The sequence below is a fragment of the Caldalkalibacillus thermarum genome (genome assembly GCF_014644735.1).
Lineage (GTDB): Bacteria > Bacillota > Bacilli > Caldalkalibacillales > Caldalkalibacillaceae > Caldalkalibacillus > Caldalkalibacillus thermarum.
Map to the genome: position 1 here is coordinate 144478 of NZ_BMKZ01000001.1, position 23681 is coordinate 168158.

Annotated in this window: 27 protein-coding genes; 22 read left to right on the plus strand and 5 right to left on the minus strand. The window is 46.1% G+C overall.

The window, feature by feature from the left end; genetic code table 11:
- The first annotated feature begins 466 nt into the window (after window positions 1-466).
- From IEW48_RS00750 to IEW48_RS00765, 4 genes are all read left to right on the plus strand, one after another.
- The gene (locus IEW48_RS00750; protein ID WP_229703898.1) at window positions 467-1828 is read left to right on the plus strand and encodes an acyclic terpene utilization AtuA family protein; all 1362 of its coding nucleotides are present in this window, start codon (window positions 467-469) and stop codon (window positions 1826-1828) included.
- Between the two features lie 3 nt (window positions 1829-1831).
- The gene (locus IEW48_RS00755; RefSeq protein WP_007502746.1) at window positions 1832-2194 is read left to right on the plus strand and encodes an AtuA-related protein; all 363 of its coding nucleotides are present in this window, start codon (window positions 1832-1834) and stop codon (window positions 2192-2194) included.
- A gap of 183 nt (window positions 2195-2377) precedes the next feature.
- Window positions 2378-2998 carry a forespore capture DNA-binding protein RefZ gene (gene refZ / locus IEW48_RS00760; RefSeq protein WP_188622157.1) on the plus strand — a complete coding sequence of 207 codons (621 nt, stop codon included), beginning with the start codon at window positions 2378-2380 and terminating at the stop codon, window positions 2996-2998.
- A 126-nt stretch (window positions 2999-3124) separates the two neighbouring features.
- On the plus strand, window positions 3125-4822 hold the full coding sequence (locus IEW48_RS00765) for a septation ring formation regulator EzrA (RefSeq protein WP_188622158.1): 1698 nt from the start codon (window positions 3125-3127) through the stop codon (window positions 4820-4822).
- Window positions 4823-5165: 343 nt separating this feature from the next.
- Here IEW48_RS00765 and IEW48_RS00770 read toward each other — a convergent pair whose 3' ends face one another.
- Window positions 5166-5420, minus strand: a complete 255-nt coding sequence (locus IEW48_RS00770) for a hypothetical protein (RefSeq protein ID WP_188622159.1) — start codon at window positions 5418-5420, stop codon at window positions 5166-5168.
- Window positions 5421-5438: 18 nt separating this feature from the next.
- A complete protein-coding gene (locus IEW48_RS00775; protein ID WP_007502450.1) occupies window positions 5439-5873 on the minus strand; it encodes a glycine/sarcosine/betaine reductase selenoprotein B family protein in 435 nt (144 codons plus the stop codon).
- 601 nt (window positions 5874-6474) lie between these two features.
- Between IEW48_RS00775 and IEW48_RS00780 the strand changes: the two genes are divergently transcribed.
- From IEW48_RS00780 to IEW48_RS00790, 4 genes are all read left to right on the plus strand, one after another.
- Entirely contained in the window at window positions 6475-6693 is a 219-nt protein-coding gene (locus tag IEW48_RS00780; RefSeq protein WP_188622160.1) for a hypothetical protein, read from the plus strand.
- A gap of 12 nt (window positions 6694-6705) precedes the next feature.
- Window positions 6706-6828 (plus strand): hypothetical protein, encoded by a 123-nt coding sequence (locus IEW48_RS17360; protein ID WP_268236511.1) that lies wholly within the window; start codon window positions 6706-6708, stop codon window positions 6826-6828.
- A gap of 155 nt (window positions 6829-6983) precedes the next feature.
- Window positions 6984-8069 (plus strand): hypothetical protein, encoded by a 1086-nt coding sequence (locus IEW48_RS00785; RefSeq protein WP_188622161.1) that lies wholly within the window; start codon window positions 6984-6986, stop codon window positions 8067-8069.
- A gap of 195 nt (window positions 8070-8264) precedes the next feature.
- Entirely contained in the window at window positions 8265-8444 is a 180-nt protein-coding gene (locus IEW48_RS00790; RefSeq protein ID WP_188622162.1) for a hypothetical protein, read from the plus strand.
- Between the two features lie 247 nt (window positions 8445-8691).
- Here IEW48_RS00790 and IEW48_RS00795 read toward each other — a convergent pair whose 3' ends face one another.
- Window positions 8692-9801 (minus strand): RNA-guided endonuclease InsQ/TnpB family protein, encoded by a 1110-nt coding sequence (locus tag IEW48_RS00795; protein WP_188622163.1) that lies wholly within the window; start codon window positions 9799-9801, stop codon window positions 8692-8694.
- Between the two features lie 309 nt (window positions 9802-10110).
- Between IEW48_RS00795 and IEW48_RS00800 the strand changes: the two genes are divergently transcribed.
- From IEW48_RS00800 to IEW48_RS00820, 5 genes are all read left to right on the plus strand, one after another.
- Window positions 10111-10308: a hypothetical protein gene (locus IEW48_RS00800; RefSeq protein WP_188622164.1), complete on the plus strand. Its 198-nt coding sequence runs from the start codon at window positions 10111-10113 to the stop codon at window positions 10306-10308.
- A gap of 13 nt (window positions 10309-10321) precedes the next feature.
- A complete protein-coding gene (locus tag IEW48_RS00805; protein WP_188622165.1) occupies window positions 10322-10753 on the plus strand; it encodes a Fur family transcriptional regulator in 432 nt (143 codons plus the stop codon).
- Window positions 10754-10847: 94 nt separating this feature from the next.
- A complete protein-coding gene (locus IEW48_RS00810; protein ID WP_188622166.1) occupies window positions 10848-12434 on the plus strand; it encodes a hypothetical protein in 1587 nt (528 codons plus the stop codon).
- Window positions 12435-12445: 11 nt separating this feature from the next.
- Window positions 12446-13153: an OmpA/MotB family protein gene (locus tag IEW48_RS00815; protein ID WP_188622167.1), complete on the plus strand. Its 708-nt coding sequence runs from the start codon at window positions 12446-12448 to the stop codon at window positions 13151-13153.
- Window positions 13146-13298, plus strand: a complete 153-nt coding sequence (locus IEW48_RS00820; RefSeq protein WP_188622168.1) for a hypothetical protein — start codon at window positions 13146-13148, stop codon at window positions 13296-13298. The genes IEW48_RS00815 and IEW48_RS00820 overlap by 8 nt, the downstream gene beginning before the upstream one ends.
- A gap of 152 nt (window positions 13299-13450) precedes the next feature.
- Here the strand turns inward: IEW48_RS00820 and IEW48_RS00825 are convergent, their stop codons facing one another.
- Window positions 13451-14560 (minus strand): RNA-guided endonuclease InsQ/TnpB family protein, encoded by a 1110-nt coding sequence (locus IEW48_RS00825; protein ID WP_188622169.1) that lies wholly within the window; start codon window positions 14558-14560, stop codon window positions 13451-13453.
- A 250-nt stretch (window positions 14561-14810) separates the two neighbouring features.
- On the opposite strand from IEW48_RS00825, the gene IEW48_RS00830 reads away from it, so the two are divergent.
- The 7 genes from IEW48_RS00830 to IEW48_RS00860 all read left to right on the plus strand — a co-directional run bounded on the left by IEW48_RS00830 (window position 14811) and on the right by IEW48_RS00860 (window position 20976).
- A complete protein-coding gene (locus IEW48_RS00830; protein WP_188622170.1) occupies window positions 14811-15905 on the plus strand; it encodes a metal ABC transporter substrate-binding protein in 1095 nt (364 codons plus the stop codon).
- A 2-nt stretch (window positions 15906-15907) separates the two neighbouring features.
- Window positions 15908-16678, plus strand: coding sequence for a metal ABC transporter ATP-binding protein (locus IEW48_RS00835; RefSeq protein WP_007504165.1), 771 nt, complete (start codon window positions 15908-15910; stop codon window positions 16676-16678).
- 12 nt (window positions 16679-16690) lie between these two features.
- Window positions 16691-17530 carry a metal ABC transporter permease gene (locus tag IEW48_RS00840; RefSeq protein ID WP_007504166.1) on the plus strand — a complete coding sequence of 280 codons (840 nt, stop codon included), beginning with the start codon at window positions 16691-16693 and terminating at the stop codon, window positions 17528-17530.
- A 177-nt stretch (window positions 17531-17707) separates the two neighbouring features.
- Window positions 17708-18127, plus strand: a complete 420-nt coding sequence (locus IEW48_RS00845; protein WP_007504168.1) for a Fur family transcriptional regulator — start codon at window positions 17708-17710, stop codon at window positions 18125-18127.
- Window positions 18127-19209, plus strand: a complete 1083-nt coding sequence (locus IEW48_RS00850) for a permease (protein ID WP_188622171.1) — start codon at window positions 18127-18129, stop codon at window positions 19207-19209. The genes IEW48_RS00845 and IEW48_RS00850 overlap by 1 nt, the downstream gene beginning before the upstream one ends.
- A 31-nt stretch (window positions 19210-19240) precedes the next feature.
- Window positions 19241-20173 carry a TIGR03943 family putative permease subunit gene (locus IEW48_RS00855; RefSeq protein WP_188622172.1) on the plus strand — a complete coding sequence of 311 codons (933 nt, stop codon included), beginning with the start codon at window positions 19241-19243 and terminating at the stop codon, window positions 20171-20173.
- 71 nt (window positions 20174-20244) lie between these two features.
- A complete protein-coding gene (locus IEW48_RS00860; RefSeq protein ID WP_188622173.1) occupies window positions 20245-20976 on the plus strand; it encodes a class I SAM-dependent methyltransferase in 732 nt (243 codons plus the stop codon).
- Window positions 20977-21111: 135 nt separating this feature from the next.
- On the opposite strand, the gene IEW48_RS00865 is transcribed toward IEW48_RS00860, so the two are convergent.
- On the minus strand, window positions 21112-21693 hold the full coding sequence (locus IEW48_RS00865) for a 5' nucleotidase, NT5C type (RefSeq protein ID WP_188622174.1): 582 nt from the start codon (window positions 21691-21693) through the stop codon (window positions 21112-21114).
- Between the two features lie 138 nt (window positions 21694-21831).
- Here IEW48_RS00865 and IEW48_RS00870 point away from each other — a divergent pair, with 138 nt between their 5' ends.
- Together IEW48_RS00870 and IEW48_RS00875 are read left to right on the plus strand one after the other, a co-directional pair.
- Window positions 21832-22347: an efflux RND transporter permease subunit gene (locus IEW48_RS00870; protein WP_188622175.1), complete on the plus strand. Its 516-nt coding sequence runs from the start codon at window positions 21832-21834 to the stop codon at window positions 22345-22347.
- 176 nt (window positions 22348-22523) lie between these two features.
- Complete coding sequence (locus IEW48_RS00875; protein WP_188622176.1) at window positions 22524-23681, plus strand: cysteine desulfurase family protein; 1158 nt, start codon at window positions 22524-22526, stop codon at window positions 23679-23681.

Sequence of the window (23681 nt, forward strand, 5' to 3'; positions counted from 1 at the left end):
TTCCACCATCATAGTCTAAAGATTGTGCACAAGTGGTGATCTCAGTCCTATAGCCATTTTGCTTTCACACACCTTCGCCCCGATAGCTAAGGGTTACACGGTGCACCTTTTGAACAAAAATTCAGCCGCGGTTCAAAAGGAGCAAAATGGAGAGGGTTTCTATAGGCTGTTCACCCTGGCTATCTTTGCAGTCAATCTGTCTATTGATACACAAAATTTATTGTATCCTTAGTAGAGTAGCAAAGTCAAGGTTAAGTGAATAAAAGATCATGATTTTTTTCACTGATGATGTTGTTTCTATGAATAAAAATATACTATGTTCTGAAAATTTGATATAATAATAATGTCTCTTATGAGCGAGCGTTCAGTCATCATTGGTATGGGTGCTACATATTTTTGTAGGTAGCAAAAACGTTAAGATAATATCTCGTAAGCGTTTACAAGTTAAGGAGGGATTGAATTGAAAATGGTAAGAGTAGGAGCCGGGCAGGGTTTTTATGGTGACACCATCTACGGTGCCCTGAACATGGCCAAATACGGCAATGTCCAGTATATCTGCTTCGACTGCCTGGCTGAGCTGACCATGGCCATCCTGCAGAAGGACCGGCAAAAAGACCCAAGCAAAGGGTACACCAAAGACATCACGGTTACTGCCAAGAACTTGCTCCCTTATGTAAAGAAGAAAGGGATCAAACTGATCACCAACGCAGGGGGAATTAACCCTGAAGGCGCTAGAAATGAAGTGGTGCGCATGGCCAAAGAAATGGGCATTACCGGGATTAGAGTGGGCATTGCTACCGGAGATAACATTTATCCTATCCTGGATGAATTGCAGGAAAAAGGCATCTCGCTGGCCGATTATGAAACAGGTGAGCCGTTCACCAAGTCTAAAGAGGAAATTTTATTTGCCAGCGCTTATCTGGGGGCCTGGCCCATTGTGGAATGTTTAAAACAAGGGGCCGATATCGTCATTACCGGCCGCACCACCGATACAGCCCAGTTTTTGGCCCCTATGATCTATGAACTGGGCTGGGCCGAGGATGATTGGGATAAGTTGGCCCTGGGTGTGCTGCTTGGGCACTTGATGGAATGCTCCGGCCAGGCGACAGGGGGCAACTTCAGCGGAGACTGGTGGAACATTCCCAATATGGAGAACATCGGGTACCCCATTGCGGAAGTGTATGCAGATGGGACGGCGATCATCACCAAGCCGGACAATACGGGGGGCAGAGTGTCCATCGATACCTTAAAGGAGCAATTTTTATATGAAATTCACGATCCCTCCCACTATGTCACCCCTGATGTGATCGCCGATTTTTCAGCCGCCCGTTTTGAAGAAGTGGGTCCAGACCGGGTACAAATTTCCGGGGTGAAAGGAAAACCCAAGCCTCCTACCTTAAAAGCGATCATGGGCTATCCCAACGGGTATATGGGAGCGGGCATGATCGGCTACTCTTGGCCTGATGCCTTGAAGAAAGCGAGAAAAGTGGATGAAATTATCCGCAAGCAGATTGAACTGTATGAGCTGAAGGTGAACGATATCCATACCGAATATATTGGCTACAATTCGATCCACGGCCCGCTGGCCCATCCAGTGGATGAAGAACAGCTGAACGAGGTTTATGTGCGCATTGCCGTGCACACCGACACCAAGGAGGAAGCCGTTCAGTTTGGCCGTCTCTTTCCGCCCCTTGCCCTGAATGGGCCGCCGTTTGTGGGTGGACTGGCTAACATGTACACCGTGCGTCAGCTGCTTGGTTTGTGGTCCGTCTTAATCCCCAGAGCTGAAGTTGAATCCCGCGTCCAAATTAATGTGGAGGAGGTTTGAACAGTGGCCAAGGTGCAATTGCGTTATGTGGCCCAGGCCCGTTCTGGAGATAAAGGCAATACGTGTGACCTGGGCCTGTTTGCCAAAACCAAAGAAATGTATGAAGTATTTAAACGGGAAGTCACGCCAGAAAAAGTGAAAGCCCATTTTGCACCGCTGGTGAAGGGGGAGGTGAGCCGCTACGAAGTACCCAATGTTTATGCCCTTAAATTTGTCCTGGAAGATGCGCTGGGGGGAGGGGCACCGTCATCCTTGAGAACGGATAACCTGGGCAAATCGTTCGGCTCCAATCTGCTGCGGATGGAGATTGAAGTGCCGGATGAGTTGTTAACCGAGGAACATTGTATCCAAGTTCCTCCCCGTTAAAAGTTGAGTGCCAACTCCCTAGCGGATGACCACGGGCATAACAACTGCCGGAAAGCGGGCTGTTTGACGGCCTGCTTTTTTAGTTACTAAAACATGTGCCTGTGAACCAGTCTACCTCTGCTAAAGAGGCAGGCCTTATGCTAGAATGAAAGAGTGGATGAGCATGACAAGGAGGGACCCATGGTGGAGAGCAGGGTACAGAAGAAGCCAAAGGAACGGATTAAACAAGCTGCACTGGATCTCTTTTATTACCAGGGATTCCACTCCACCACTGTGCGCCAAATTGCCCAGAGGGCGGGCGTCAACCCGGCCATGATCTCTTATTATTTTAAGGGGAAGAGGGGACTCCTGGAACAATTAATGGTTCAATTTTATGAAGAATACTTCAACGTGATTGAACAGCATCAAGCTGATGACATAGACCAGGGGCAGTTAACACCTTATCAACGTTTGCTGTCTACCCTTTCAGCCAGCTTTAATTATTTATTTGAACATTATCAAATGACACGGTTTATCTACAGGGAATTAACTATTGACTCGACATTGATCAGGGAAATTATGACGGTTTACCTTGGCAAAGAGAAATATTATTATATAACTTTGTTAGAGGAGTTAAAACAGGCAGGTACTTTACGAAGCAATGATGTGGAAATGATTACTTTGCAGCTTTTAAATACATTGTACATGCCCTTTTTGCAACCCCAGATGATCCGCAAAGTGTATTATATTGAACCCCACTCCGATGAGTTTAAGCAACGTTATTTGGAGCAGCTAAATTTTTTTGTAGAAAATTGTTGCCGATAGCAGGGATTTTGTATAAAAACATCGAAATAAAGGACATATTCTCGATCGGAAAAAGCTCTCAAACCGGATATGTACTTTAAATACAGCAGAGAAACAACAAGGGTTGATGAAGGTGGAGATCCTCCTATGTGGCTGATAATAACGTTATTATTGATTATTTGTGTTTTTTTGCTCTATTTGGCAGGTTTGCTTTACCGCCGTCGGATTTACCAGCAGGTAGACAAGCTGGAACAGTGGAAAAACGATATTGAAAACCGTCCCGTCGCCGATGAATTGGCTCGTTTGAAAAATTTAAAACTGGCTGGTGAAACGGAAGCCAGCTTTGAAAAGTGGAAGTCACAGTGGGAAGAAATTGTGACCGATATCTTGCCAGATCTGGAAGAAATGCTGATTGACATCGAAGATTATGCGCTGCGGTTCCGTTTGGTCACGTGCCGTCAGCTTTTACAAGAAGCGCAGGAAAAATTATGGAGCGTTGAAGAAACGTTGGAAACGATCAAGGAAGAGATTGATCAGCTGACTGACAGCGAAACGAGCAACCGGGAAAAAATGACAGTGTTGCACGAGCAATTACAAGAGTTAAAGCGTTTATTACACAAACATGCCATGGGTCTGGGCATTTCCTATCCGGTGTGGTATGACAAATATAAGCAGGCTGTTGATTGGTATCATCAATTCCAGGAGGAACATAACAACGGCAATTATTTTCAGGCTCGGGAGTTGCTGAACAAGGTTGATCAGGCCTGTCAGGAACTGTACGAAGCCATAGAGGTTTGCCCCAATATCATCCGCACCATCGAGCATGATATCCCCCGCAAGCTGCAAGAAGTTGAAGAGGCCATACAGGAAATGGAAAGGAAAGGGTATCAGGTAAGCCACACGGGAGCCGAAGAGCAGCTGGCCGAAATGCTTAAATCCAAGCATCAAGTTGTAGCTTACATGCAAAACGGAGACATTGAGAGGATGAAACACTGGCAAGACCATGTGCTTGAAGGGATTGAAGAAATCTATCAGCGTTTGGAACAAGAAGTGGAGAACAAGGCTTACGTGATCGAGAAATTGGGGCAACTGGATGACAAGCACGCGGCGCTGCTGGATAAATTTAATGAATTGAAACGCACGGTGTCCGAATTTAAACTGGCCTATTCCTGGGATAGCGAATGGGAAAGCAAACATGAAACATTGCAAAAAATGTTTAAGGCCTTGCAGCATACCTATGATGCTCTAAAAGTAGATCCCGAAAAAATGCATCAACTGTATCCTGCTTTGAAACCTGAACTGGAACGATATTTTAAACATTACGACCAGCTTTTGGAAAAAACTGCAGCCTTTGAAGAAGAAATTCAAACCATCCGTAAGGACGAATTGGAGGCCAAAGCGGAAGCTCAAGAATTAAAGCGGAATCTGACTAAAGTAAGGGTCAACTTGCGTAAAAGCAATCTGCCTGGTCTTCCTGATCATGTACAGTCCGGCCTGAACATTGCTGCCGAAGCCTTACAGGAGCTGCAGGCCTCATTAGAACAAACCCCGATTGACATGCATCGGGTTCAACATCAGTTGAAAGAGGCTAAAACACAAGTGCAGTCCATTTCCCAAGTTGCGTCGATTGTTATCGAGTTAGCCCAAAAAGCGGAGCAATTGATTCAGTTCGGGAACCGATTCCGCCGGGAGCATGCAGAAGTTAGAGAAATACTGGAAGATGCCGAACAGGCTTTCAGGGATTTGCAGTTCCAGGAAGCGGTTGAACTGGCGGAAGAAGCGTTGGATATCGCCGACCGCAACTGGCGGAAGAAGCTTGAAGGGAAGCAGAGTGTTTCAGTGTAATAAGGGGAATATAAAGGTCATATAGCTGTGTAGTAAAGGGAGCGTTAGGCTCCCTTCTTTTTGCAGGTGTCATATGTACCTTAGTGATCGACAGTGTGTGGATGGAGCCTAGATACCATCTGCCAACAGTTTATAGACAGCTTGCACATTTAACTGTGGTGGCCTTGTGCTTAATCTTTGCACTGGTTATTATTTCGCTGGGGATCATTGGGTTATCGGTCAAAGTTTTTGCCATTGAAAATGTTTTAAAGGGACTGTCCAACGAATAAAGTTTAGGACAGTCCCTTGATCAATTTCACTATCAATGTATGATGAAAAGCGATGCTCCCTCATCATTTACTGCTTATTTATTGTAACTCGGGAAATGGATCTCGTGAATTTGACCTGGTTCTTGTTTGATGGTTAGCTGCTCCAAAGCAGCCATTAATACTTTGGTTTGGGTGTGTTTATCATGAGGTTTGCCAAGGGAATGGCCAAACTCAAATTGCATCGGGTGTATGGCCCGAGGCGGCCGCATTAAACTGGATTGTTCCACGTCAAGGGTGATCAGCGTGGTTGGAATCCCTTGTGCTTCAATGGCGCGTTGTACTGTGACCACAGTACGGTGACAAAGCGGTCATCCAGCCGTGAGCAGAACACCGTCAGCTTGGGAGCGAACCACTTCCTTGACTAGAGCTGGAATAGTTTCTTCATTTATTTTCTTTAATCTCATCGAGTAACCCATCATGGTGATATGTTTTTCGGCCAAGCCCTTAATCTCTCCATCTGCAGCAAGTTCACGGAGCCGGTCAATGGGGAAAACACAGTTAATGTCTTCCTTGGGGGCATCCGTATTATAATGTTCCTTTGGTGCTGCATGTGTCACAGTCAGCTCGGCAGAGTTGACATCACCCGGAATGATACGGAAGGAGGCATCACCTACAGTCGGATCAGTGTTGAAGGGCTCCTGATCTTTATGGTGCACCCCGGCCGTTGAGACAATCATAATGTTCATCTCATGTAACGGTTTGGGGTTTGGTGTGTACGGTATTGCTTTTTTGGCGATTTGCATGATCCAACTCCTCTCCCTGGATTAATGATAACTGTAATCATCTCTATAAGAAATTATATCAAATACAAAATTATAATCAATATTAACTTATAATTATTATAAAATAACCAAATAACTTCTCGTTGTATGGAGTTACAGGATAATTAAGTGCAGTAATGCGATCCCTTATCTTGAGGTTGCCCCAGGTCAATTGAAGAGGTTTACCGGAGCGTATGACAATGCGAATAAGATCAGCGTGGCCATTCATGTGTATAAGCGTTGGGGATACGAGAGTAAGGAGATTACTGATGCGTTTGTGTTGGCACAGATCGCAAAGGGGGTTTTGGGGTGAGGGAGAGTTATCCCAGTTTCAGGAGAGGGTGTTAAGTAAAATAAGATTGATAGATAGAAAAGTAGAAAGTAAGAAATCTAGGAAAAAAGAAAGAAAGAAATAAAAGTAGTGATCAGGATGCAGATGGAGATGAGCTTGATGTCAGATGATTGGGGAGAAGCTAATCTTATGCGGTTTAAGGATCAATACCAATGGCCCGGGATCGGATCACCGGGCGAATTGGGTTGCTTGTTCAAGGTTTGAAAGGAAGGGTTAAAAGGTGGCCAGATGGTGGCACAGGTTGTGGGTGGAATACCACAAAAGATCAATTCTGAGGATGGCAAAGAAATAGGGTATCACGGTTATGCTTTTTCGGACCAGGAGATGCTTGAGACATTGGATGAGTTGGGGGTCACGCCGGAAAATGCAACTTATTTGGCTATTATGAGGCCAGGCGATGAGGATTTTACAGAGTTTGATCCTTCCCTTTTGTATGCATTGATCAATTGAGGAGCTGATCAGGTGATCGCTACGCGTGACAGGTGGACAACCAAGAAGAAAGCGCTAAAGATCAGGGCCATTGAGCATCACCTTCGCAATTACAAGACATATAAGGCGGGGATCAAGAATTTTGAAGGCAGTTAGAGTATATCATGCCCGGTTGTACAGCCAATTATGAGTTTATCGGCCAGGGGAAGCTGGGTGTTTAGGGAGAACCCGGCATTTTTTTGGGAAATGCTGGTCTGTATTTTTTGACTTTGATATAATCGTGCCTGAAAAAATTGGTAGGGGGCATTGATATGAACATTTTCCGTTTTGTGACAGTCGGAATGCTATTTGTCAGCTTGTTTTTATTGGCCGGGTGTGGTGAAGAAACGATTGATGAAGAATATGCAACAGCGGAAGTGAGTGAAGAGGAGGAAACAAGTCTTGATTTTGAGGCTGAACTTGCAAAAATTGACAGTGAATATGTTCGGGATTTAATCAGATCAAATGATAAGGCAAGAGCGTATTTTGAAGAAAACGAGGAGATCAGGAAACGGCTCCAGGTTGCGAGAGTGGAGGAGTTGAGTACTGTAAAGATTGATAATGATGGTAAGATATACTTCTTAGCCACAGGGGAAGATGTTTACAATCATGTCATGAAGCCAGAAGTGAAAGAACAGTTGGATCAATTGCCTGAGTACATCAAGGCTTATATCAAAGGAACGGTTGAAATCGCAAGGCGTTATCAAGAGAACGAGGATTTCAGAACGTTGTTAGATAAAGCAGTCGAGGTCTATGATGGTAATGTCCATCCAAATGACATTGACATGCTGTCTGAGGCTTCCAAAGGTGAGGTTAGCTTTGAAGGTGAACGTCCTCAGATCATCAGGGCCGACCAAGGTATACCCGTTGGTGAGGTTGTGCTCCATGAGGGGACAGTTTACACGAATAAGGAGTTACTGAATGTCAGGGAAACTCTTTACGAAAAGTATGATCAGAAACATATTGATTATGTGGTGGATAAAATTAAGGAATTGGAACAAGGGTTTGTCTTACCTGATGGGGCGGAAGAAGAAGAAAGAGAAAGGCGGAAAAATGATTTGAGTTTATATGGTTATGCCAAAGAGCTTTCAGAGGGAACCAATGATCGTAATTTATTGCATAAGGCTTATGATCATTCAGTGAAAGTTCACGAGGCACATCAAGCGTTGTTGGATTATTCGGAGGAATATTTGCCGGAGTTGTATGAGTATTGGAGCAAACCTGTGGTAACAGGGCCGATTGATGTGGATGCTAAAGACATCGAAAGTGAATATATGCAATACGTTGGCCATATGCGTGATTTATTTGTCGTAAGAATGGTTTTACAGAGTGAATGGGAAGTCAAAGAAAGACCGTAGTCTGTTCCTTGCAGTTTTGTTGCAGTTTTTTTGCATGAAATAAACAGTTTATAGGGGGGTTAAGATGTTAATATGATATTAGCCAATCAATGCCCCCTACACGATTGGCTTCTAGGCCACTCCCAACAGGGGCGCCGGGAGTGGTCTTTAAGATGGGTGAATAACCACTCTCATTTGAGGGTGGTTTTCACGTTCATGATTCTTGTTATTGCCGGATATTTGTTGTTTGCTCCCCGGTTGTACGTGTTGTCTCAAAGATATGGTTTTGTCACTCCGTCAGATTGGTTGGACAAGAGGTTTAATTCCAAGTCCGTCACCTTAGCAGGCACTTTGCGGTTAACACAGCCTGTCACCAGCCAAATGGATGGTGATTAACCCAACCAAATGATATGATTATTTGAAAAAGCATTGACAGAAGGCATTTTGATTAATCCAGGCATCTCTATGACCGCCACTCCACCCAGTATCTTCGCCTTTCTTATGCGTACGCCCCTTTAGAGGATCGTGACATACTCCCACCACCTACGCTGACGCTTAGAGGTGGGGGCTTCTCGGGTAATCCCATCTCATGATGGAAAGTTGACCGAGCGATCCCCGTGTGCCCCACGGTTCTATACAGAAGTTAGGCAATCCCTAACTGTTTCAGGCCTTCCTTGTGGATATTGATGGCGGCGTTGATATCTCTGTCTACCACAAAACCGCATGCACAACGAAATAGACGTTCTGAGAGGGATAAAGACTCCTTCACCTGGCCGCAACATGAACACGTTTTGGATGAGGGGAACCATTTGTCGATTTTGATGAGCTTCTTCACCTGTTCTTCCAATTTGTACTGAAGGAAAGTGGTGAACATGCCCCAGCCATTATCGTGGACGCTTTTGCCAAAGTGAAGGGCTTGAGACATCCCCTTCATGTTGAGGTCTTCGATAACCACACAGTCATACCGTTTCGCTAATTGGTGTGATTCCTTGTGTAGAAAGTCCTTACGTTGGTTGGCGATCTTTTCGTGAAACTTGGCTACTTTCAGCCGTTGTTTGTGCCAACGGTTGGAACCTTTCCTGCGGCGTGACAGCACCCGTTGCGCTCGGGCCAGTTTTTCTAAGGCTTGCCGATAGAATCGAGGATAATTGGCTCTCTTACCCTCGCTATCGACATACAGCGTATTCATGGAAAAATCGAGCCCAACAACGTTTTCTATTTCTTTTGGCACCGGTTGGTGCTCGTATTCTGTCAGGATGGAGATAAAATATTTTCCTGTTTTCGTTTTCGTGATCGTACAAGCCTTGATAATGTGGTGAACAGGAATCTCCCGATGTTGCTTGAATTTGACCCATTTCAATTTGGGTAACTTGATAGAACCATCTGAAAGCTTCATGTTGCCATTAACCACATTTGTGGTGTACGACTGTTTCGCCTTGCGGCTTTTGAACTTGGGAAATCCCGCTCGGCCAGAGAAGAAGTTGGTGAATGCTTTTTGTAAGTTTAACTGGGCGTTGGCTAAGGCAAGGCTATCGACTTCTTTGAGCCACGGAAAATCTTTTTTGTACTTGGCCGGAGTGGGAAATTTGTGTTTTTTCAAGGCTTCTTTGTCGCCCTTGAACGTGTCATAAATGCGTAGACGATCTTCAAGCATTTTGTTGTAGACGAAGCGGACGCAACCGAACGTTTTGGCGAGCAGTTGTTCTTGTTCTTTTGTTGGATACAGACGGAATTTGTAGGCTTTGTTGGGCATATCGACATCACCTACCCACAATACGAACGTTTGTTTGATTTTATTTTACCACACTCATCATATTGAGGGCTACATCAAACCGACATTCATCTCCCACTTTCGCTTCGCTTAGAAGTGGGAGACTTCTGTCGGAGGTAAGTTAAAAGTTTGATGACAAACACGGATTTGACAATACGTAATACTAATTTATAATAATTATAAAAAAGTATTAGTTATTATCTCTATGAAAAAGTTATGAAGAGCTGACAGGATTGATTAACAAGCTGGTTGATCATACTAGTAAAAAGCCAAAACAAGGAGGAGCGTATCATGGACAAAAATGAACTGCTCAAAGACCTGCGCATTGATTTGAACGGAAACACCTTGGTGATCGCCTATAAAGGTACAACTTTGGGTTCCGTTCAAGTGGATTGGGATGCTGTACTGAATGGAGCATCCTCCCGGCCAAAACCAAAACAAGAAAATGTCAAACAATATGTGGAGGGCTGTGATTTGGGCTGGTGCTAAGGGAGGGATCCGGATGTCCCAGAAGATGGACAGTTCCATTGTCGAATTGTTAAGCTCCCACAACATACGTGTGACGCCTCAGCGTGTGGCCATTTTTAACGCCCTGAAAAAATTAAAACATCCGACTGCTGAGCAAATCATGGATCATTTGCGGCCACATTACCCCAATATGAGCATGGCCACCGTTTATAATACCCTGCGTTTTTTCAAACAGGCGGGGCTGGTACGGGACATTCATTGTGGAGAGGATTGCACACGGTTTGAAGTATCAAAAGAGAGCCACAATCACCTGATCTGTGAGACATGTGGCTCCATTGAGGATATGGATCTGGACTTGTTTATTAACTTTGGAGCCATTGCGGAGCGTTTCGGTTTCAAGTTGGATGCGGTCAATATCGAGCTGTATGGACAATGCCGTTCATGCCAGGAAAAGGAAAAGAAATAACGGAAAACAGGGAAGCTCATCGGCTTCCCTTTTTTATTTCCTCATCATTAGTCAAGCTGTGAATATACATAGGCATTAGAGGAGGGGAAAAGCCGTGGAATCACATCAGCTTTTTTATGTTGTCTTAGGTCTTATTGCTTTTATAGGCTTAACAGGGATGATTGGCAACATACAGCTGTCCAACTTGTACCAGAAGTGGCTGGAACGTTTAATGGAGTATGAAACCAGGGAATATTGGCCGGATCAGGCCCTGAAAGATGAGCTTATTGAAGGGATGATCAGTGAATACCGCCGGCACCGTTCACAGGGAATCGAGTTTGTTAACACGCAGGCGATTGTAGAAAAGGGAGTTTACGAACGCCAACTCCATCTGTTGAGCTTGTTTCGTCTTCCCGTCGGGGTCGTGGAGCGCATTTTGCACCAGTTGCCGTCCTGGGCGATTATTGCAGGACTGTTGGGGACGTTTTTGGGGTTAACAATGGCCTTGTTTGCCATGCAAGACACGCTGCTGCGCTTGGGGACGGATTCCGGCTCGGAAGTGATGAGTGTAGCTGCCATTGTGACGGCCATCAGCGAGCCTTTTCGAGGGATGAGTTTTGCTTTTATTACCAGTATCGCCGGGATCGGGACCGCGTTTTGTTTGCATGTGTTTCATTCCGGTCTCTTCACCCGGCTGGGGATCGGACCGAGTTGGGCACAAGCCAAAAACTTGTTTATGACCCGGGCAGAAAGCTTTCTTGATCACCAAGTGCAGCTTCAGGTGCAACAGGAGAAACCAAAAGACTCCCTGGAGCGGCTCCTTGATCGTCTGGTCGCCAAAGTCAAAGAAAGCTTTGATCAAAGCGTTAAGGCATTTGGCGATGAAATTCTTAAAACTGCACAGCTTCTGCAACAAAACATCGCCGGACTTGAAGAAGTGATCCATCAATCGGCAAGTTTCACGTCCCGTTTTGAACAGGGAACGGCCCGCCTGTTGGAGTTTGGGCAGGTACTGGAACGGAATGTTGGGCAGTTTAAAAAGCAAGAGGAGCAGGCGGCCAGGCAGCTGGGTGAACTGTCCAAAACGATTGGTGCAGTAGGGCAGGAATTTAAACGATTAACGGACCGCAACCAAGAGAGCGCCAAACATTTGCAACTGGTTGTGGAACGGTCTGATCAACTGATCAAACTGACAGAGCGGAAAAACGAAGAATTGGTCCAATTTGTGAGGGGACTGACAGAAGAGCTCCAGCGGCATGTACGGGATATGTTGGAAGAGAACAGGCGTCAACATGAGCAAAACCAGGATGAGTGGTATTACCGTTTCCAAGAAAAGAACGACCAATTTGTCCGGGCGGCCGAGTCGTTCAGCCAGGCTGTACAGCATCTGGAGCGCCAGTGGGAAGATGGTTTGGAACGTTTCAAGCGGGAGCTGGCTGTACTCTTGCAGCAGGTGCTTGAAAAATCCTGGGCTCGTCAAACTTATGGGGCCAATCAGGAGCGGGAATGGCGGGAGATGATCCGGGAATTGGAAAGCATCCAACATTTGCTGGAGCGGGAGTTTCATAACATGCACCGCTTTTCACAGGATATCCAACAAATTCTGCTCAGCATGTTTGAGTGGGGACGTTCACAAATGGGGCAGCGCCTCTATTCACCGGAACCGGGACGTTCGCCCATGGTCAGGGAAGGCAACTATTAGGAGGAGAGCAGATGAGAGGACGCAAAAGCTACTATCGTGGTGAAGAACAGGCGGCCTCCTTTTGGCCTTCATTTACCGACATGATGGCCACTATTGTCTTGGTCATGTTATTTGTAGCCCTGATTGCTTTTGTGCAAAGCATTTTTGATGCTTATGCCCAGCGGGAGATCAAACGGGAGATGGCCCAGGTTGCTGCGGTCAAAAAACATATTGCTGATCTCATTCAGGAAGAACTGGAGGAAAGGGTGGGAGAGGATAAGATTATCCGCGGCCCCAATAATACCATTTCTATTGAGGGGGATATTTTATTTGAAACGGGCCAAGCGGAAATCAGTGAGCAAGGCAAAGCCATTTTACGTCCCCTGGCTGTTGCCTTTCAACGCATTATAGAGCTGGAAGAGATCAGCCAATACCTGTACATTATCTTAATTGAAGGTCACACAGATACCGTTCCTTATGACAACTGGACACTCTCCACACAACGGGCCGTCGCTGTGGTGAAATATTTGTTTGAGGTGAACCCTGTATTAGCACATGATAAATACGCCCAATATTTTGCCGCCACCGGTTACTCAGAGTTTAAACCTATTGCTGAGGGAGATGACCCTGAATCCCTGCAGCAAAACCGCCGTATCTCTTTTCAAATCATTGTTGACGATGAAAAATGGCAGCAAAAAATGTACCAATTATTAGATGGAGAACTGCAAGCTGTTGAGTAATGATGTTAATGTTCCTGTTTGTAACATTGGCCCTTACGGCTTTGATGCCCATAAAAAATTTGAACGCTTGGAGCTGACTTATTCCTTGGAAATCGTTCCCCTGCTGACGTATAGTGTGATCAGGCATTTGTTGCCGGTATCCTGAGCTATCTGGATGCGCTTAATTGTAAATTAGGGGTGTGACATACTCCCACCACCTACGCTAACGCTTAGAGGTGGGGGCTTCTCGGGTAATCCCGTCTCATGATGGGAAGTTGACCGAGCGATCCCCGTGTGCCCCACGGTTCCAGCAAGAATTTAGGCAATCCCTAACTGTTTCAGGCCTTCCTTTTTGATATTGATGGCGGCGTTGGTGTCTCTGTCTGCCACAAAACCGCATTCACAACGAAATAGACGTTCGGAGAGAGATAGAGACACCTTCACTCGACCACAACATGAACACGTTTTGGATGAGGGGAACCATTTGTCAATTTTGATCAGCTTCTTTCCCTGTTCTTCCAATTTGTACTGAAGGAAAGTAGTGAACAGGCCCCAGCCGTTGTCGTGGACGCTTTGACCGAAATGGAGGGCTTGAGACATCCCCTTCATGTTGAGGTCTTCAATCATCACGGCATCATACCGGTTGGCCAATTGTCGTGAAGTCTTGTGCAAAAAGTCCTGACGTTGGTTGGCAATCTTTTCGTGCAACTGGGCGACTTTCAGCCGCTGTTTGTGCCAACGGTTGGAACCTTTCCGGCGGCGTGACAGCACCCGTTGCGCTCGGGCCAGTTTTTCCAAGGCTTGCCGGTAAAATCGAGGATAATTGGCTCTCTTACCCTCGCTATCGACATACAGCGTATTCATGGAAAAATCGAGCCCAACAACGTTTTCTATTTCTTTTGGCACCGGTTGGTGTTCATACTCAGTCAGGATGGAGATAAAATATTTTCCTGTTTTTGTTTTGGTGATCGTACAAGCCTTGATGATGTGGTGAACAGGAATCTGCCGATGTTGCTTCAATTTGACCCATTTCAGTTTGGGTAACTGGATATAGCCATCTGCAAGCTTAATGTTTCCGTTGACCACATTTGTCGTGTACGACTGTTTGGCCTTGCGGCTTTTGAACTTGGGAAATCCCGCCCGGCCAGAGAAGAAGTTGGTGAATGCTTTTTGCAGGTTTAATTGAGCGTTGGCTAAGGCAAGGCTATCGACTTCTTTGAGCCACGGAAAATCCCGTTTGTACTTGGCCGGAGTGGGAAATTTGTGCTGTTTCAAAGCTTCTTTGTCGTCTTTGAACTTTTCATAAATTTGTATGCGTTCCTCAAGCATTTTGTTGTAGACGAAACGGACGCAACCGAACGTTTTGGCGAGCAGTTGTTCCTGTTCTTGTGTTGGATACAGACGGAATTTGTAGGCTTTGTTGGCCATATCCGCATCACCTGCCCACAATACGAACGTTTGTTTGATTTTATTTTACCACAATCATCATATTGAGGCTACATCAAACCGACATTCATCTCCCACTTTCGCTTCGCTTAGAAGTGGGAGACTTCTGTCGGAGGTAAGTTAAACGTGATAAATAGAGATGTTCGTTTACAAACCGGAAAAAGTACGGTATAATCACTACTGAATTAAATCAGATTGATTATGATTTTTAATATTAAAGGGGGAACGTAAGTTGTATCTAAAATCCATTCTGGTTTTGCTTAGCACCATGCTCGTTTTGTCCATGGCGCTGATGGCCTGCAGCCCTGCGGAGGAAGCGCCAGCACCTGAAGAGGATGTACAGCCGGAGGAGGCTGCTTCTGTATCAGCAGAGGAAGAGCGTCTGCTTGTTTACACCAGTCTGTTTCCACTTTATGATTTTGCCACGAAAATTGCCGGCGAGCGTGCCGAAGTGATTAACTTAATTCCACCCGGAGCTGAGCCCCATGACTTTGAGCCTACTCCCAACGACATTGTTAACCTTCACAAAGCGGATTTATTCGTATATAATGGGGGTGGCTTAGAAGGATGGATCGAAAAAATTCTGGAAGCCGTGGACAATCCGGACTTAAAAGTGGTAGACAGCACAGCCAATGTGGAGTTGTTGACCAACGAGGAGACCGGCTACGTGCATGATCAAGATCATGACCATGGACACGATCACGGTCATGGCAAGGAAGAGGATCATGATCACGACCACGATCATGACCACGCTCACGGTAAAGAAGAGGATCATGACCATGAGCATGATCACGGGGAATTGGATCCCCATGTCTGGCTCGATCCATTGCGGGCCAAGCAACAGGCTGAGGCCATAAAAGATGCGTTGGTAGAGATTGATCCGGAGCATGCTGAGTATTATGAGCAGAATTACAGCGAATTGGCTCAAGGGTTTGATGAACTTCATGCTAAATTTGAAGAGATGAGCCAAAATATACAACGGAGAGATTTTGTTGTTTCCCATGAAGCCTTTGGTTACTTGGCTTGGCGCTATGACCTGAACCAGGTGGGAATTGCCGGCCTGAGCCCTTCACAGGAGCCAAGTCCCCAACGTATGAGAGAAATTATTGAGTTTGTCCAAGAGAATGAAATCCAATATATCTTGTTTGAAAATACGGTCACACTAAAGGTGGCCGAAGTGATTAAGAGTGAAACCGGGGCGGAATCGTTGGTGTTGCATAATCTTGAATCCTTGACGGAGGAGGAACTGGCCCAGGGTGCAGACTATTTCTCCATTATGGAGCAAAATTTGGATGTACTGAAAAAAGCTCTGGGCTACCAGGAGTAACCATGAGACCCAATCAATCTAAAACTGTGATCGAGTTAAAGAATATTACTTTTCAATATGATGCCAAAACAAAAGTGCTTGAGGATATCAATCTCACCATGACCCAGGGGGATTTCCTGGGTCTGGTGGGGCCCAATGGTTCTGGCAAATCAACGCTGATCAAAATTATTCTGGGCCTGCTTCACCCGCAGACGGGTGAAGTTAAACTGTTTGGTCAGCCTGTTTCAGCTTTTAAAGACTGGTCTAAGATAGGCTATGTCTCCCAGAAAGCCAACAGTTTCAATTCCGGATTTCCAGCCACTGTGTATGAAGTGGTGGCCACCGGTCTGTTTGGCAAATTGGGACTGTTCCGCTGGATCGGCAAGCGGGAAAAAGAACAAATTATGCAGGCCATCAAACTGGTCGGGCTGGAAGATCTGGCCCACCGCAATATTGGTAAATTGTCAGGCGGTCAGCAACAGCGGACATTTATTGCCCGAGCTTTGGTCAGCAAGCCCGAGCTGCTCATTTTGGATGAGCCGACGGTGGGAGTGGATGTTGATTCAGTCAGCCGCTTCTTTGATTTATTGGAACAGCTTAATGAACAGATGGGAATCAGCTTGCTGTTGGTCAGCCATGACATCGGTGTGATTACGGACAAAGTGAAGCAAGTGGCCTGCTTAAACAAAAAGCTCTTTTTCCATGGAGATCCCCGCGAGTTTGTCAAAAACCAGGAAGCCATTCTGGCTACGGCTTACGGCCATCATGTGCGCATTTTGGAACATTCACATTGAGGAGTCTTATCTATGATCGACGTTTTAATTCATTTTGAGTTTATGCGCCATGCTCTAATCTCAGGTATAATCATCGGTTTTTTGGCACCTTTATTAGGTGTTTTTCTTGTTGTCCGGCGTTTGTCTATGATTGCCGATGCTTTGTCCCATGTCAGCTTGACCGGCATTGCCTTCAATCTGTTGCTGGCCAAATATTTTTCTTTCTTTGCCGCATTGAATCCGGTTTATATGGGCATGGGTTTTGCGGTGGCAGGAGCGCTTATCATTGAACGGCTGCGCAAAAGTTACAGGTTTTATCAGGAGCTGCCGATTCCGATTATTTTATCTACCGGCATCGGTTTGGGTGTGGTCTTCATTTCTATTGCCAACGGCTTTAATGTGGACTTATTCAATTATTTATTTGGCAGCATCATCGCCATTACCCGGACCGACCGGAATACGATTATGGTGATCGGTGCCGTTGTCCTGCTTGTTGTGACTTTATTATATAAAGAATTGTTTTCGCTGTCGTTTGACGATGAGCATGCGCGTATTACCGGCATTCCCCGCCGGTGGATTAATCTCGTCTTTACCATTTTGGTCGCTCTGGTTATTGCTTCAGCAATGCGGATTGTGGGCATTTTACTTGTCTCGGCCTTGATGGTTTTGCCTGTTGCAGCCAGTATTCAGTTGGCTAACAGTTTTAAGCAGACTTTTCTGTACGCTATCCTGTTTGGGGAGCTGTCCGTGATACTGGGCTTATATTGCTCATATACTTTTAACTGGGCACCTGGTGGAACAATTGTGGTCATCGCTTTTTTGATTCTCATCACCGTGCTGGGTATTAAAAAATGGGTCATTCAAACTGATTAGGGATTATTTTGATCTACATCCCCATTGTGCACCTGAAAGAGGGGGCAAGAGAGCCCAGACACCATAAGGAGCAAAGGTTTACATGAGCCGTGCCGTTGCTAACATTCAAAAATAAAGGTACAATGACGTAAAGATTGGCAGTGGAAAACATGCTTCATTCTAAATGGAGGAACGGCTATGACGGTGGAAGAAGCGTTGAAGATTTTAAAAGAGAAAGGGTATAAATACACCGGTAAGCGGGAAGAGATGATTCGTATTTTTGCTGCTGAAAAAAGGTATATGACAGCTAAGGAAATGTTAGAAAAAATGCAAGAATATTATCCAGGCATCAGTTTTGACACCATCTACCGCAACCTGGCTTTGTTTGAACAGCTGGAGATCGTGGAAGCAACTCAACTTAAAGACGAGCGGATCTACCGCATGACTTGTTCCCCCCATAACCACCACCATCATCTGATTTGTACCGAATGCGGCCGGACTGAGCGCATTAATATGTGTCCCATGGATGCTATCTTTGGCACACCGGACGGCTTTACGATTACCGGACATAAATTTGAGATCTACGGCTATTGTGATCAGTGTAAAGGTGGCGATTAATGGTGCAGGCCTGGACCGGTAAACAGGGCAAGACAGGGCAAAGCAAAGCCTGGCTGCCAGACATCCTAGCATTGGCTTTGTTAGGGTTCTTTTTATTGGTCTTTTTTAATATAGATCGTTTTAAAGGGGACGATCCACTTATTGCTTTGCCTCATGCTTGGCTAAGTGTCAATACGATTTTTCTCAGCATTGTGCTTGAGGCGATTCCTTTTATTTTGCTGGGGGTGTTTGTCTCTGGACTGATCCAAGTCTATGTCAGCGATGAAACCATTCAGCGCTATTTGCCTCAAAATGCTTATGCTGCCCTGTTTCCGGCAGCGGTACTGGGAGCGGTTTTTCCTATTTGTGAATGTGCGATTATTCCGGTGGTGCGCCGCTTGATTCTAAAAGGAATGCCCCTGCATGTCGGGGTTGTCTTTCTTGTGGGGGCCCCCATCTTGAATCCTGTTGTGTTTGCCTCCACCTTCTTCGCTTTCCGCACTAATCTGACCGTGTTGTACAGCCGTATGATTTTGGCTTTTGTATTGGCCATACTGGTCGGATTGATTCTCTATCTGCTGTTTAAAAATAGTGACCAAGTGAAACGGCAACCGGCACAGCCACAGCACAGCTCCGCCAAACAGAGCCATCATGCCGGTCATGAACATGGACACCACCAGCACAAAGAGAGGCCCTGGACCAAGCTGAAGCATACCCTGTATCATGCCGCTGATGAATTTTTTGATATGGGTAAATATTTGATTGCCGGTGCCTTTGTTGCCGGTGTTGTTCAAACGTTTCTAGACCGGCAGCTGTTATTAGCAATCGGTTCCCATGAATGGAGCTCTACGCTGGTGATGATGGTTTTTGCTTATCTATTGTCCCTGTGTTCAGAAGCAGACGCCTTTGTAGCAGCCTCCTTCGGCAGTATGTTCACCACAGGCTCCTTGGTGGCCTTCTTGGTCTATGGCCCGATGTTAGACTTAAAAAATACGGTGATGCTGTTTGCTTATTTTAAGCCCAAATTTGCTCTGGCATTTATAGCTACAGTTACCATCGCTGTCTTTTTAGCCGTGATGCTGTTGCAGTTGGTCATTTTGTAAACGCTGGGGACTGAAGACAGGAGGGCTCTTCATGGAACAGGAACATGGTTTTCAACACTTCTTCAGAGGCATTATTCTGTTTGGCTTTACCATGCTGTTACTCAGTCTGATATTGAGCGGACAAATACAATATTACATTGCCCCGCGCATGATGCCTTTTATTTATTTTTCGGTGGCTGTTTTGCTGGTATTAAGTATCTTGCAAATCTTAAGAAGCACGGATAAAGCCGGTAAGGAGGACACTTGCGGGTGTGAAGGCACTCATGCCTTGCCTGATAAGCGCTGGAAAAAAGTTGTGATTTACACGATCTTTCTCTTGCCGGTTCTAAGTGGCCTTCTGTTACCGGAGAAAGTGTTGGACAGCTCAATCGCAGCCACCAGGGGCGTACAACTGAGCGATCAATTCAATTCACGCATGCTCCAATTTGATGATCAACCCAAACAATCAGCTGAGGAAGAGACTAGGGCAGCGGCTGATGATCTGGCGGAGCTGGAAGCAGGGGAGCTCGGGGAACACTTCACTTATGAGGACATAGTGGCCACAGTGGATCTCGATGATTATTACGGCCAGCTGCTCAAAGAAGCCTTGGAGCAGGATGTCGTCAAGATTACTGATGACAATTTTTTGGATATGCTTTCAGTGCTGAATATGTACGCAGATCAGTTGCTAGGGAAAGAGATTGAACTGATGGGCTTTGTCTACCGTGAGGAAGGCATGCCCCTTGACCACCTGGTGGTGGCCCGCTTTTCCATGACGTGCTGCACAGCTGACTCGGCTGTTTATGGATTGTTAGTGGAAGGAGAAGAAGCCAAACAGTACGGGGAGGACAGCTGGGTGCGCGTGACGGGGACACTGGTGGAAAAAGACTTTAACGGCTGGCTTATTCCCGCTTTGGTGATTAAAGAGATTGGTGAGGTAGAGCCTCCAGAAACCCCATATGTGTATCCTAATTTCCGGTTTTAATTCGGCTGTTCTGATTTGGGACATATTGAATAAGCAGATCATACACCAGAAACGAGGGAGAGAAACGCCAAATGGGTGAACCATGGTATGTGCACAGCTTCACAGAGGACTATTTAAAGATTTATGCTCACCGCAATGATGAAGCTGCGGAGCAGGAAGTGGCCCAGATAGTCAATGTGTTGGGCATGAAAAAGGGCAGTGCAGTATTAGACTTATGCTGTGGCCATGGGCGCCACAGCCGGGCCTTGGCCCGCCGTGGGTTTCAGGTTACAGGGCTGGACCTTTCTCAAGTTCTTTTGGCTGAAGCTGAGAAACGAAATGGAGAATTCGGCATCCGGTATGTTCAAGGGGATGTGCGTCACATTCCGTTTACAGATGAGTTTGATTATGTGCTCAATTTGTTTACCAGTTTCGGTTATTTTGAAACGCGGAAAGAAAATCTGAGTGTGTTCCGGGGCATCAGCAGTGCATTGAAAACAAACGGGCAGTTTCTGATCGACTTTTTAAATCCAGGGTATGTGAAGCGGAACCTTGTACCGTATACGGAGCGGCAGGCGGACAAGCTATTTATTGTGGAACGGCGGCAGATACAAGGCAACCAGGTGGTCAAAACGATCGAGGTCAGAGAAGGGGAACAGGTGCGCCATTACAAGGAGCAGGTGCAACTGTTTACCTATGAGGAAATGGAGGAAATGATGAAGGAGGCCGGCCTGAAAGTAACGGACGTGTACGGCAGCTTGGAGCAAGAGGCATATGATCCGGTACACTCACCCCGGATGATTATCATCGGGGAAAGGGGATAAGTCCAATAAGTCAGCCCGTGACAAGCCCGTTACAATAAATAATAACCAACTCCCATGATTACATAAGTACCCAGCATCATGGCGCCTTCGAACCAGTGGTTTTGCTCATATTTAGAGTAACCAGAAGCCGGTCATTCAATCAGTTGCCCCAAATAGCAGGGTGAGCTTTTGTTTTGCCTCTGTCCAGTTACGGACACGATGAATCAAGCGGTGGGCCGTTCCTTGGTTATAGGGTGTATTGAACAGAATGACCGGAATATCCAGTTCTTCCGCCATGGCATTGGCCGTTTCCAGACGGTCTTCGAAAAACAGTTCTACACCGTGCTGTTTAGCCTGCTTCACTTTTTTATGGGAGCCTAAGAGTTCAATATGGTCATAAGGCAGCCCGTGCCGCTCAAACCACTGGATGGTAAGATCTTTTAAATAAGGAGGACGGGCGGTGATGTAAATCAGGCGGTGACGGCCGGACAATTCGCTCAATACAGCTTTAGCCGCCTCAGCCGGAGGTGCCTGGGCATAAATATCCCCCTCATGTTTTTGCATCCAGGCCCAAAACTCATCATCCGTAACCCCTAAAAGCGGCGGCAAATGATACTGGGTAATATCGTCCAAGGTTAAGTTTTTGTTAAACGCCTTGTTTAGAAACGGCACAAAAGTGGCCGGATCTGTCACGGTTCCGTCAATGTCGATTCCCAGCTTGTGTTGTTGCTTAGCCATTAGAATCCCTTTCCTGCTTTTGATTTTTATTATACCATACTTTACATCTGTTGTTCTGTACTCAGCGGTCCATACTATACATACACCCTCTTTTGCCTCTCCGTCAATGAATAAGGAACAGAAATGAGGGATTTACCTATGACCGATAACAACCGCGATGAACGCCGTACCGATTTGCCATTTGATCAAATTGCCGGTGATGACACTATAAATGATCAAATGGATAATGATTTGGCGGAAGATCTCCTTGAGGACCCTGAAGTGAATGGGGAAGGCAACGGACGTTTGGCTGAATATGACGAAGAAACCGCCGCTGAGGTGACCCCAAACGTTAATGATGCCCGTACACCGGCTGAAAACAGAAACAACAGAGCTGAAGCCTTAACTGGAGAAGATGAAGGGTACGAAGAACAAATGGAAAATATTGAAACAATGGAAGAAGCAGAAGAGGGTGGAACAGCGTTGGGCTGGACTGCTTTGGTTCTGTCCATTGTGTCCCTGTTCTTCCTGCCTGTTTTAACCGCCACAGCCGGTATTGTGACAGGATTTTTTGCTTACCGGGGAGGGGCCCGTACGCTGGGATTATGGGCTATTGGTGTGGGGCTGTTTTCCCTTGTTGTTGCTTTGTTTTTCACTCCGTTTCTCGTCAGGTAACCTCCCCCTTGCCTTTGCTCCTTGTCTGATTGGCAAGGGGCTTTTTCGTCTTTGTAAAAGAGCGGGAATTTTTGATAAATAAGATGCTGGCAGCCAGGTGATCTTGGTTTATGTTTGAAGTTTAAACGGAATGTGGTAAGATGTGTTACGATGAAAACATAAAGGGATGATGAACCATGGCTGTTTATTTGGACAATAGTGCCACAACTCAAGTGGCCCCAGAGATTCAGCAAACGCTGATGGAAGTGGTGGCCAATTATTACGGAAATCCTTCCTCCTTGCACCGGATCGGCGGTGAGGCTGAAAAATTGATGGCCAGAGCCCGGGAAGTGGCAGCCCGTTTTCTGGGCGTCAAACCGGATGAGCTCTTCTTTACCTCGGGAGGAACAGAAAGTAATAATTTAGCCCTCAAAGGAGCGGCTTTTCAGTATCAGTCCAGGGGCAAGCACATCATAACCACACAGATTGAACATGCGGCGGTATATCAGGTGTGCAAAGCCCTGGAGAGGGATTTTGGTTTTGATGTGACTTATTTACCGGTTGATCACAACGGTGTGGTTTCTGTCCAAGATGTCGAAAAGGCACTGCGCGAAGACACGATTTTGGTATCGGTCATGCATGTCAATAATGAGCTGGGGTCTGTCCAACCTGTGGAAGCCATTGGACGCCTGCTCAAAAAACGGCCCAAGGTGCTTTTTCATGTAGACCATGTGCAAGGCGTGGGCAAAGTTCCTCTAGATATTAAAGGAAGCGGCATCGATCTGTTAAGTATTTCAGGCCACAAGATCCATGCTCCGAAAGGGACAGGCCTCCTTTATGTGCGGGAAGGGATCCGTTTGTATCCGTTGTTGCACGGCGGGGGGCAAGAGGAAGGCTTGCGCTCGGGAACGGAAAATGTGCCAGGGATTGTGGCTCTGGCTAAAGCCATCCGTTTAGCCAAAGAAAACGAAGCTCAGCATATCGGCCATTTACTTAAGCTTAAGCAAATCCTGCTTGAGGGACTGGCCGATATTCCAGGTGTCTATATTAATACCCCTCTGGATAAACGGATCACAGCTCCGCACATTGTCAATCTGTCTTGTCCGGGCATCAAACCAGAGGTACTGGTCCATGCGCTGGAGGAAAAAGAGATCTATGTCTCCACCACATCAGCCTGTTCATCACGCAAAGATCAGGTTAGCCGGACACTGGAGGCCATCGGTTTAGAAGGACCTCGCCTCCACTCTCCGCTCAGAGTCAGTCTGTCAATTTATAACACAGTAGAAGATATCCAGTATTTCCTGCAAACCTTGCGGGATATTTTGCCCCATTACCAAAAAATCATGAGGGTGTGA

Bases quoted from the DNA above. Each gene is read 5' to 3' on its own strand.
- IEW48_RS00750 (WP_229703898.1), top strand. From the start codon at position 467: ATGGTAAGAGTAGGAGCCGGGCAGGGTTTTTATGGTGACACCATCTAC.
- IEW48_RS00765 (WP_188622158.1), top strand. From the start codon at position 3,125: ATGTGGCTGATAATAACGTTATTATTGATTATTTGTGTTTTTTTGCTC.
- IEW48_RS00775 (WP_007502450.1), bottom strand. From the start codon at position 5,873: ATGCAAATCGCCAAAAAAGCAATACCGTACACACCAAACCCCAAACCG.
- IEW48_RS00785 (WP_188622161.1), top strand. From the start codon at position 6,984: ATGAACATTTTCCGTTTTGTGACAGTCGGAATGCTATTTGTCAGCTTG.
- IEW48_RS00790 (WP_188622162.1), top strand. From the start codon at position 8,265: ATGATTCTTGTTATTGCCGGATATTTGTTGTTTGCTCCCCGGTTGTAC.
- IEW48_RS00795 (WP_188622163.1), bottom strand. From the start codon at position 9,801: ATGCCCAACAAAGCCTACAAATTCCGTCTGTATCCAACAAAAGAACAA.
- IEW48_RS00800 (WP_188622164.1), top strand. From the start codon at position 10,111: ATGGACAAAAATGAACTGCTCAAAGACCTGCGCATTGATTTGAACGGA.
- IEW48_RS00805 (WP_188622165.1), top strand. From the start codon at position 10,322: ATGTCCCAGAAGATGGACAGTTCCATTGTCGAATTGTTAAGCTCCCAC.
- IEW48_RS00815 (WP_188622167.1), top strand. From the start codon at position 12,446: ATGAGAGGACGCAAAAGCTACTATCGTGGTGAAGAACAGGCGGCCTCC.
- IEW48_RS00825 (WP_188622169.1), bottom strand. From the start codon at position 14,560: ATGGCCAACAAAGCCTACAAATTCCGTCTGTATCCAACACAAGAACAG.
- IEW48_RS00835 (WP_007504165.1), top strand. From the start codon at position 15,908: ATGAGACCCAATCAATCTAAAACTGTGATCGAGTTAAAGAATATTACT.
- IEW48_RS00840 (WP_007504166.1), top strand. From the start codon at position 16,691: ATGATCGACGTTTTAATTCATTTTGAGTTTATGCGCCATGCTCTAATC.
- IEW48_RS00845 (WP_007504168.1), top strand. From the start codon at position 17,708: ATGACGGTGGAAGAAGCGTTGAAGATTTTAAAAGAGAAAGGGTATAAA.
- IEW48_RS00850 (WP_188622171.1), top strand. From the start codon at position 18,127: ATGGTGCAGGCCTGGACCGGTAAACAGGGCAAGACAGGGCAAAGCAAA.
- IEW48_RS00855 (WP_188622172.1), top strand. From the start codon at position 19,241: ATGGAACAGGAACATGGTTTTCAACACTTCTTCAGAGGCATTATTCTG.
- IEW48_RS00860 (WP_188622173.1), top strand. From the start codon at position 20,245: ATGGGTGAACCATGGTATGTGCACAGCTTCACAGAGGACTATTTAAAG.
- IEW48_RS00865 (WP_188622174.1), bottom strand. From the start codon at position 21,693: ATGGCTAAGCAACAACACAAGCTGGGAATCGACATTGACGGAACCGTG.
- IEW48_RS00870 (WP_188622175.1), top strand. From the start codon at position 21,832: ATGACCGATAACAACCGCGATGAACGCCGTACCGATTTGCCATTTGAT.
- IEW48_RS00875 (WP_188622176.1), top strand. From the start codon at position 22,524: ATGGCTGTTTATTTGGACAATAGTGCCACAACTCAAGTGGCCCCAGAG.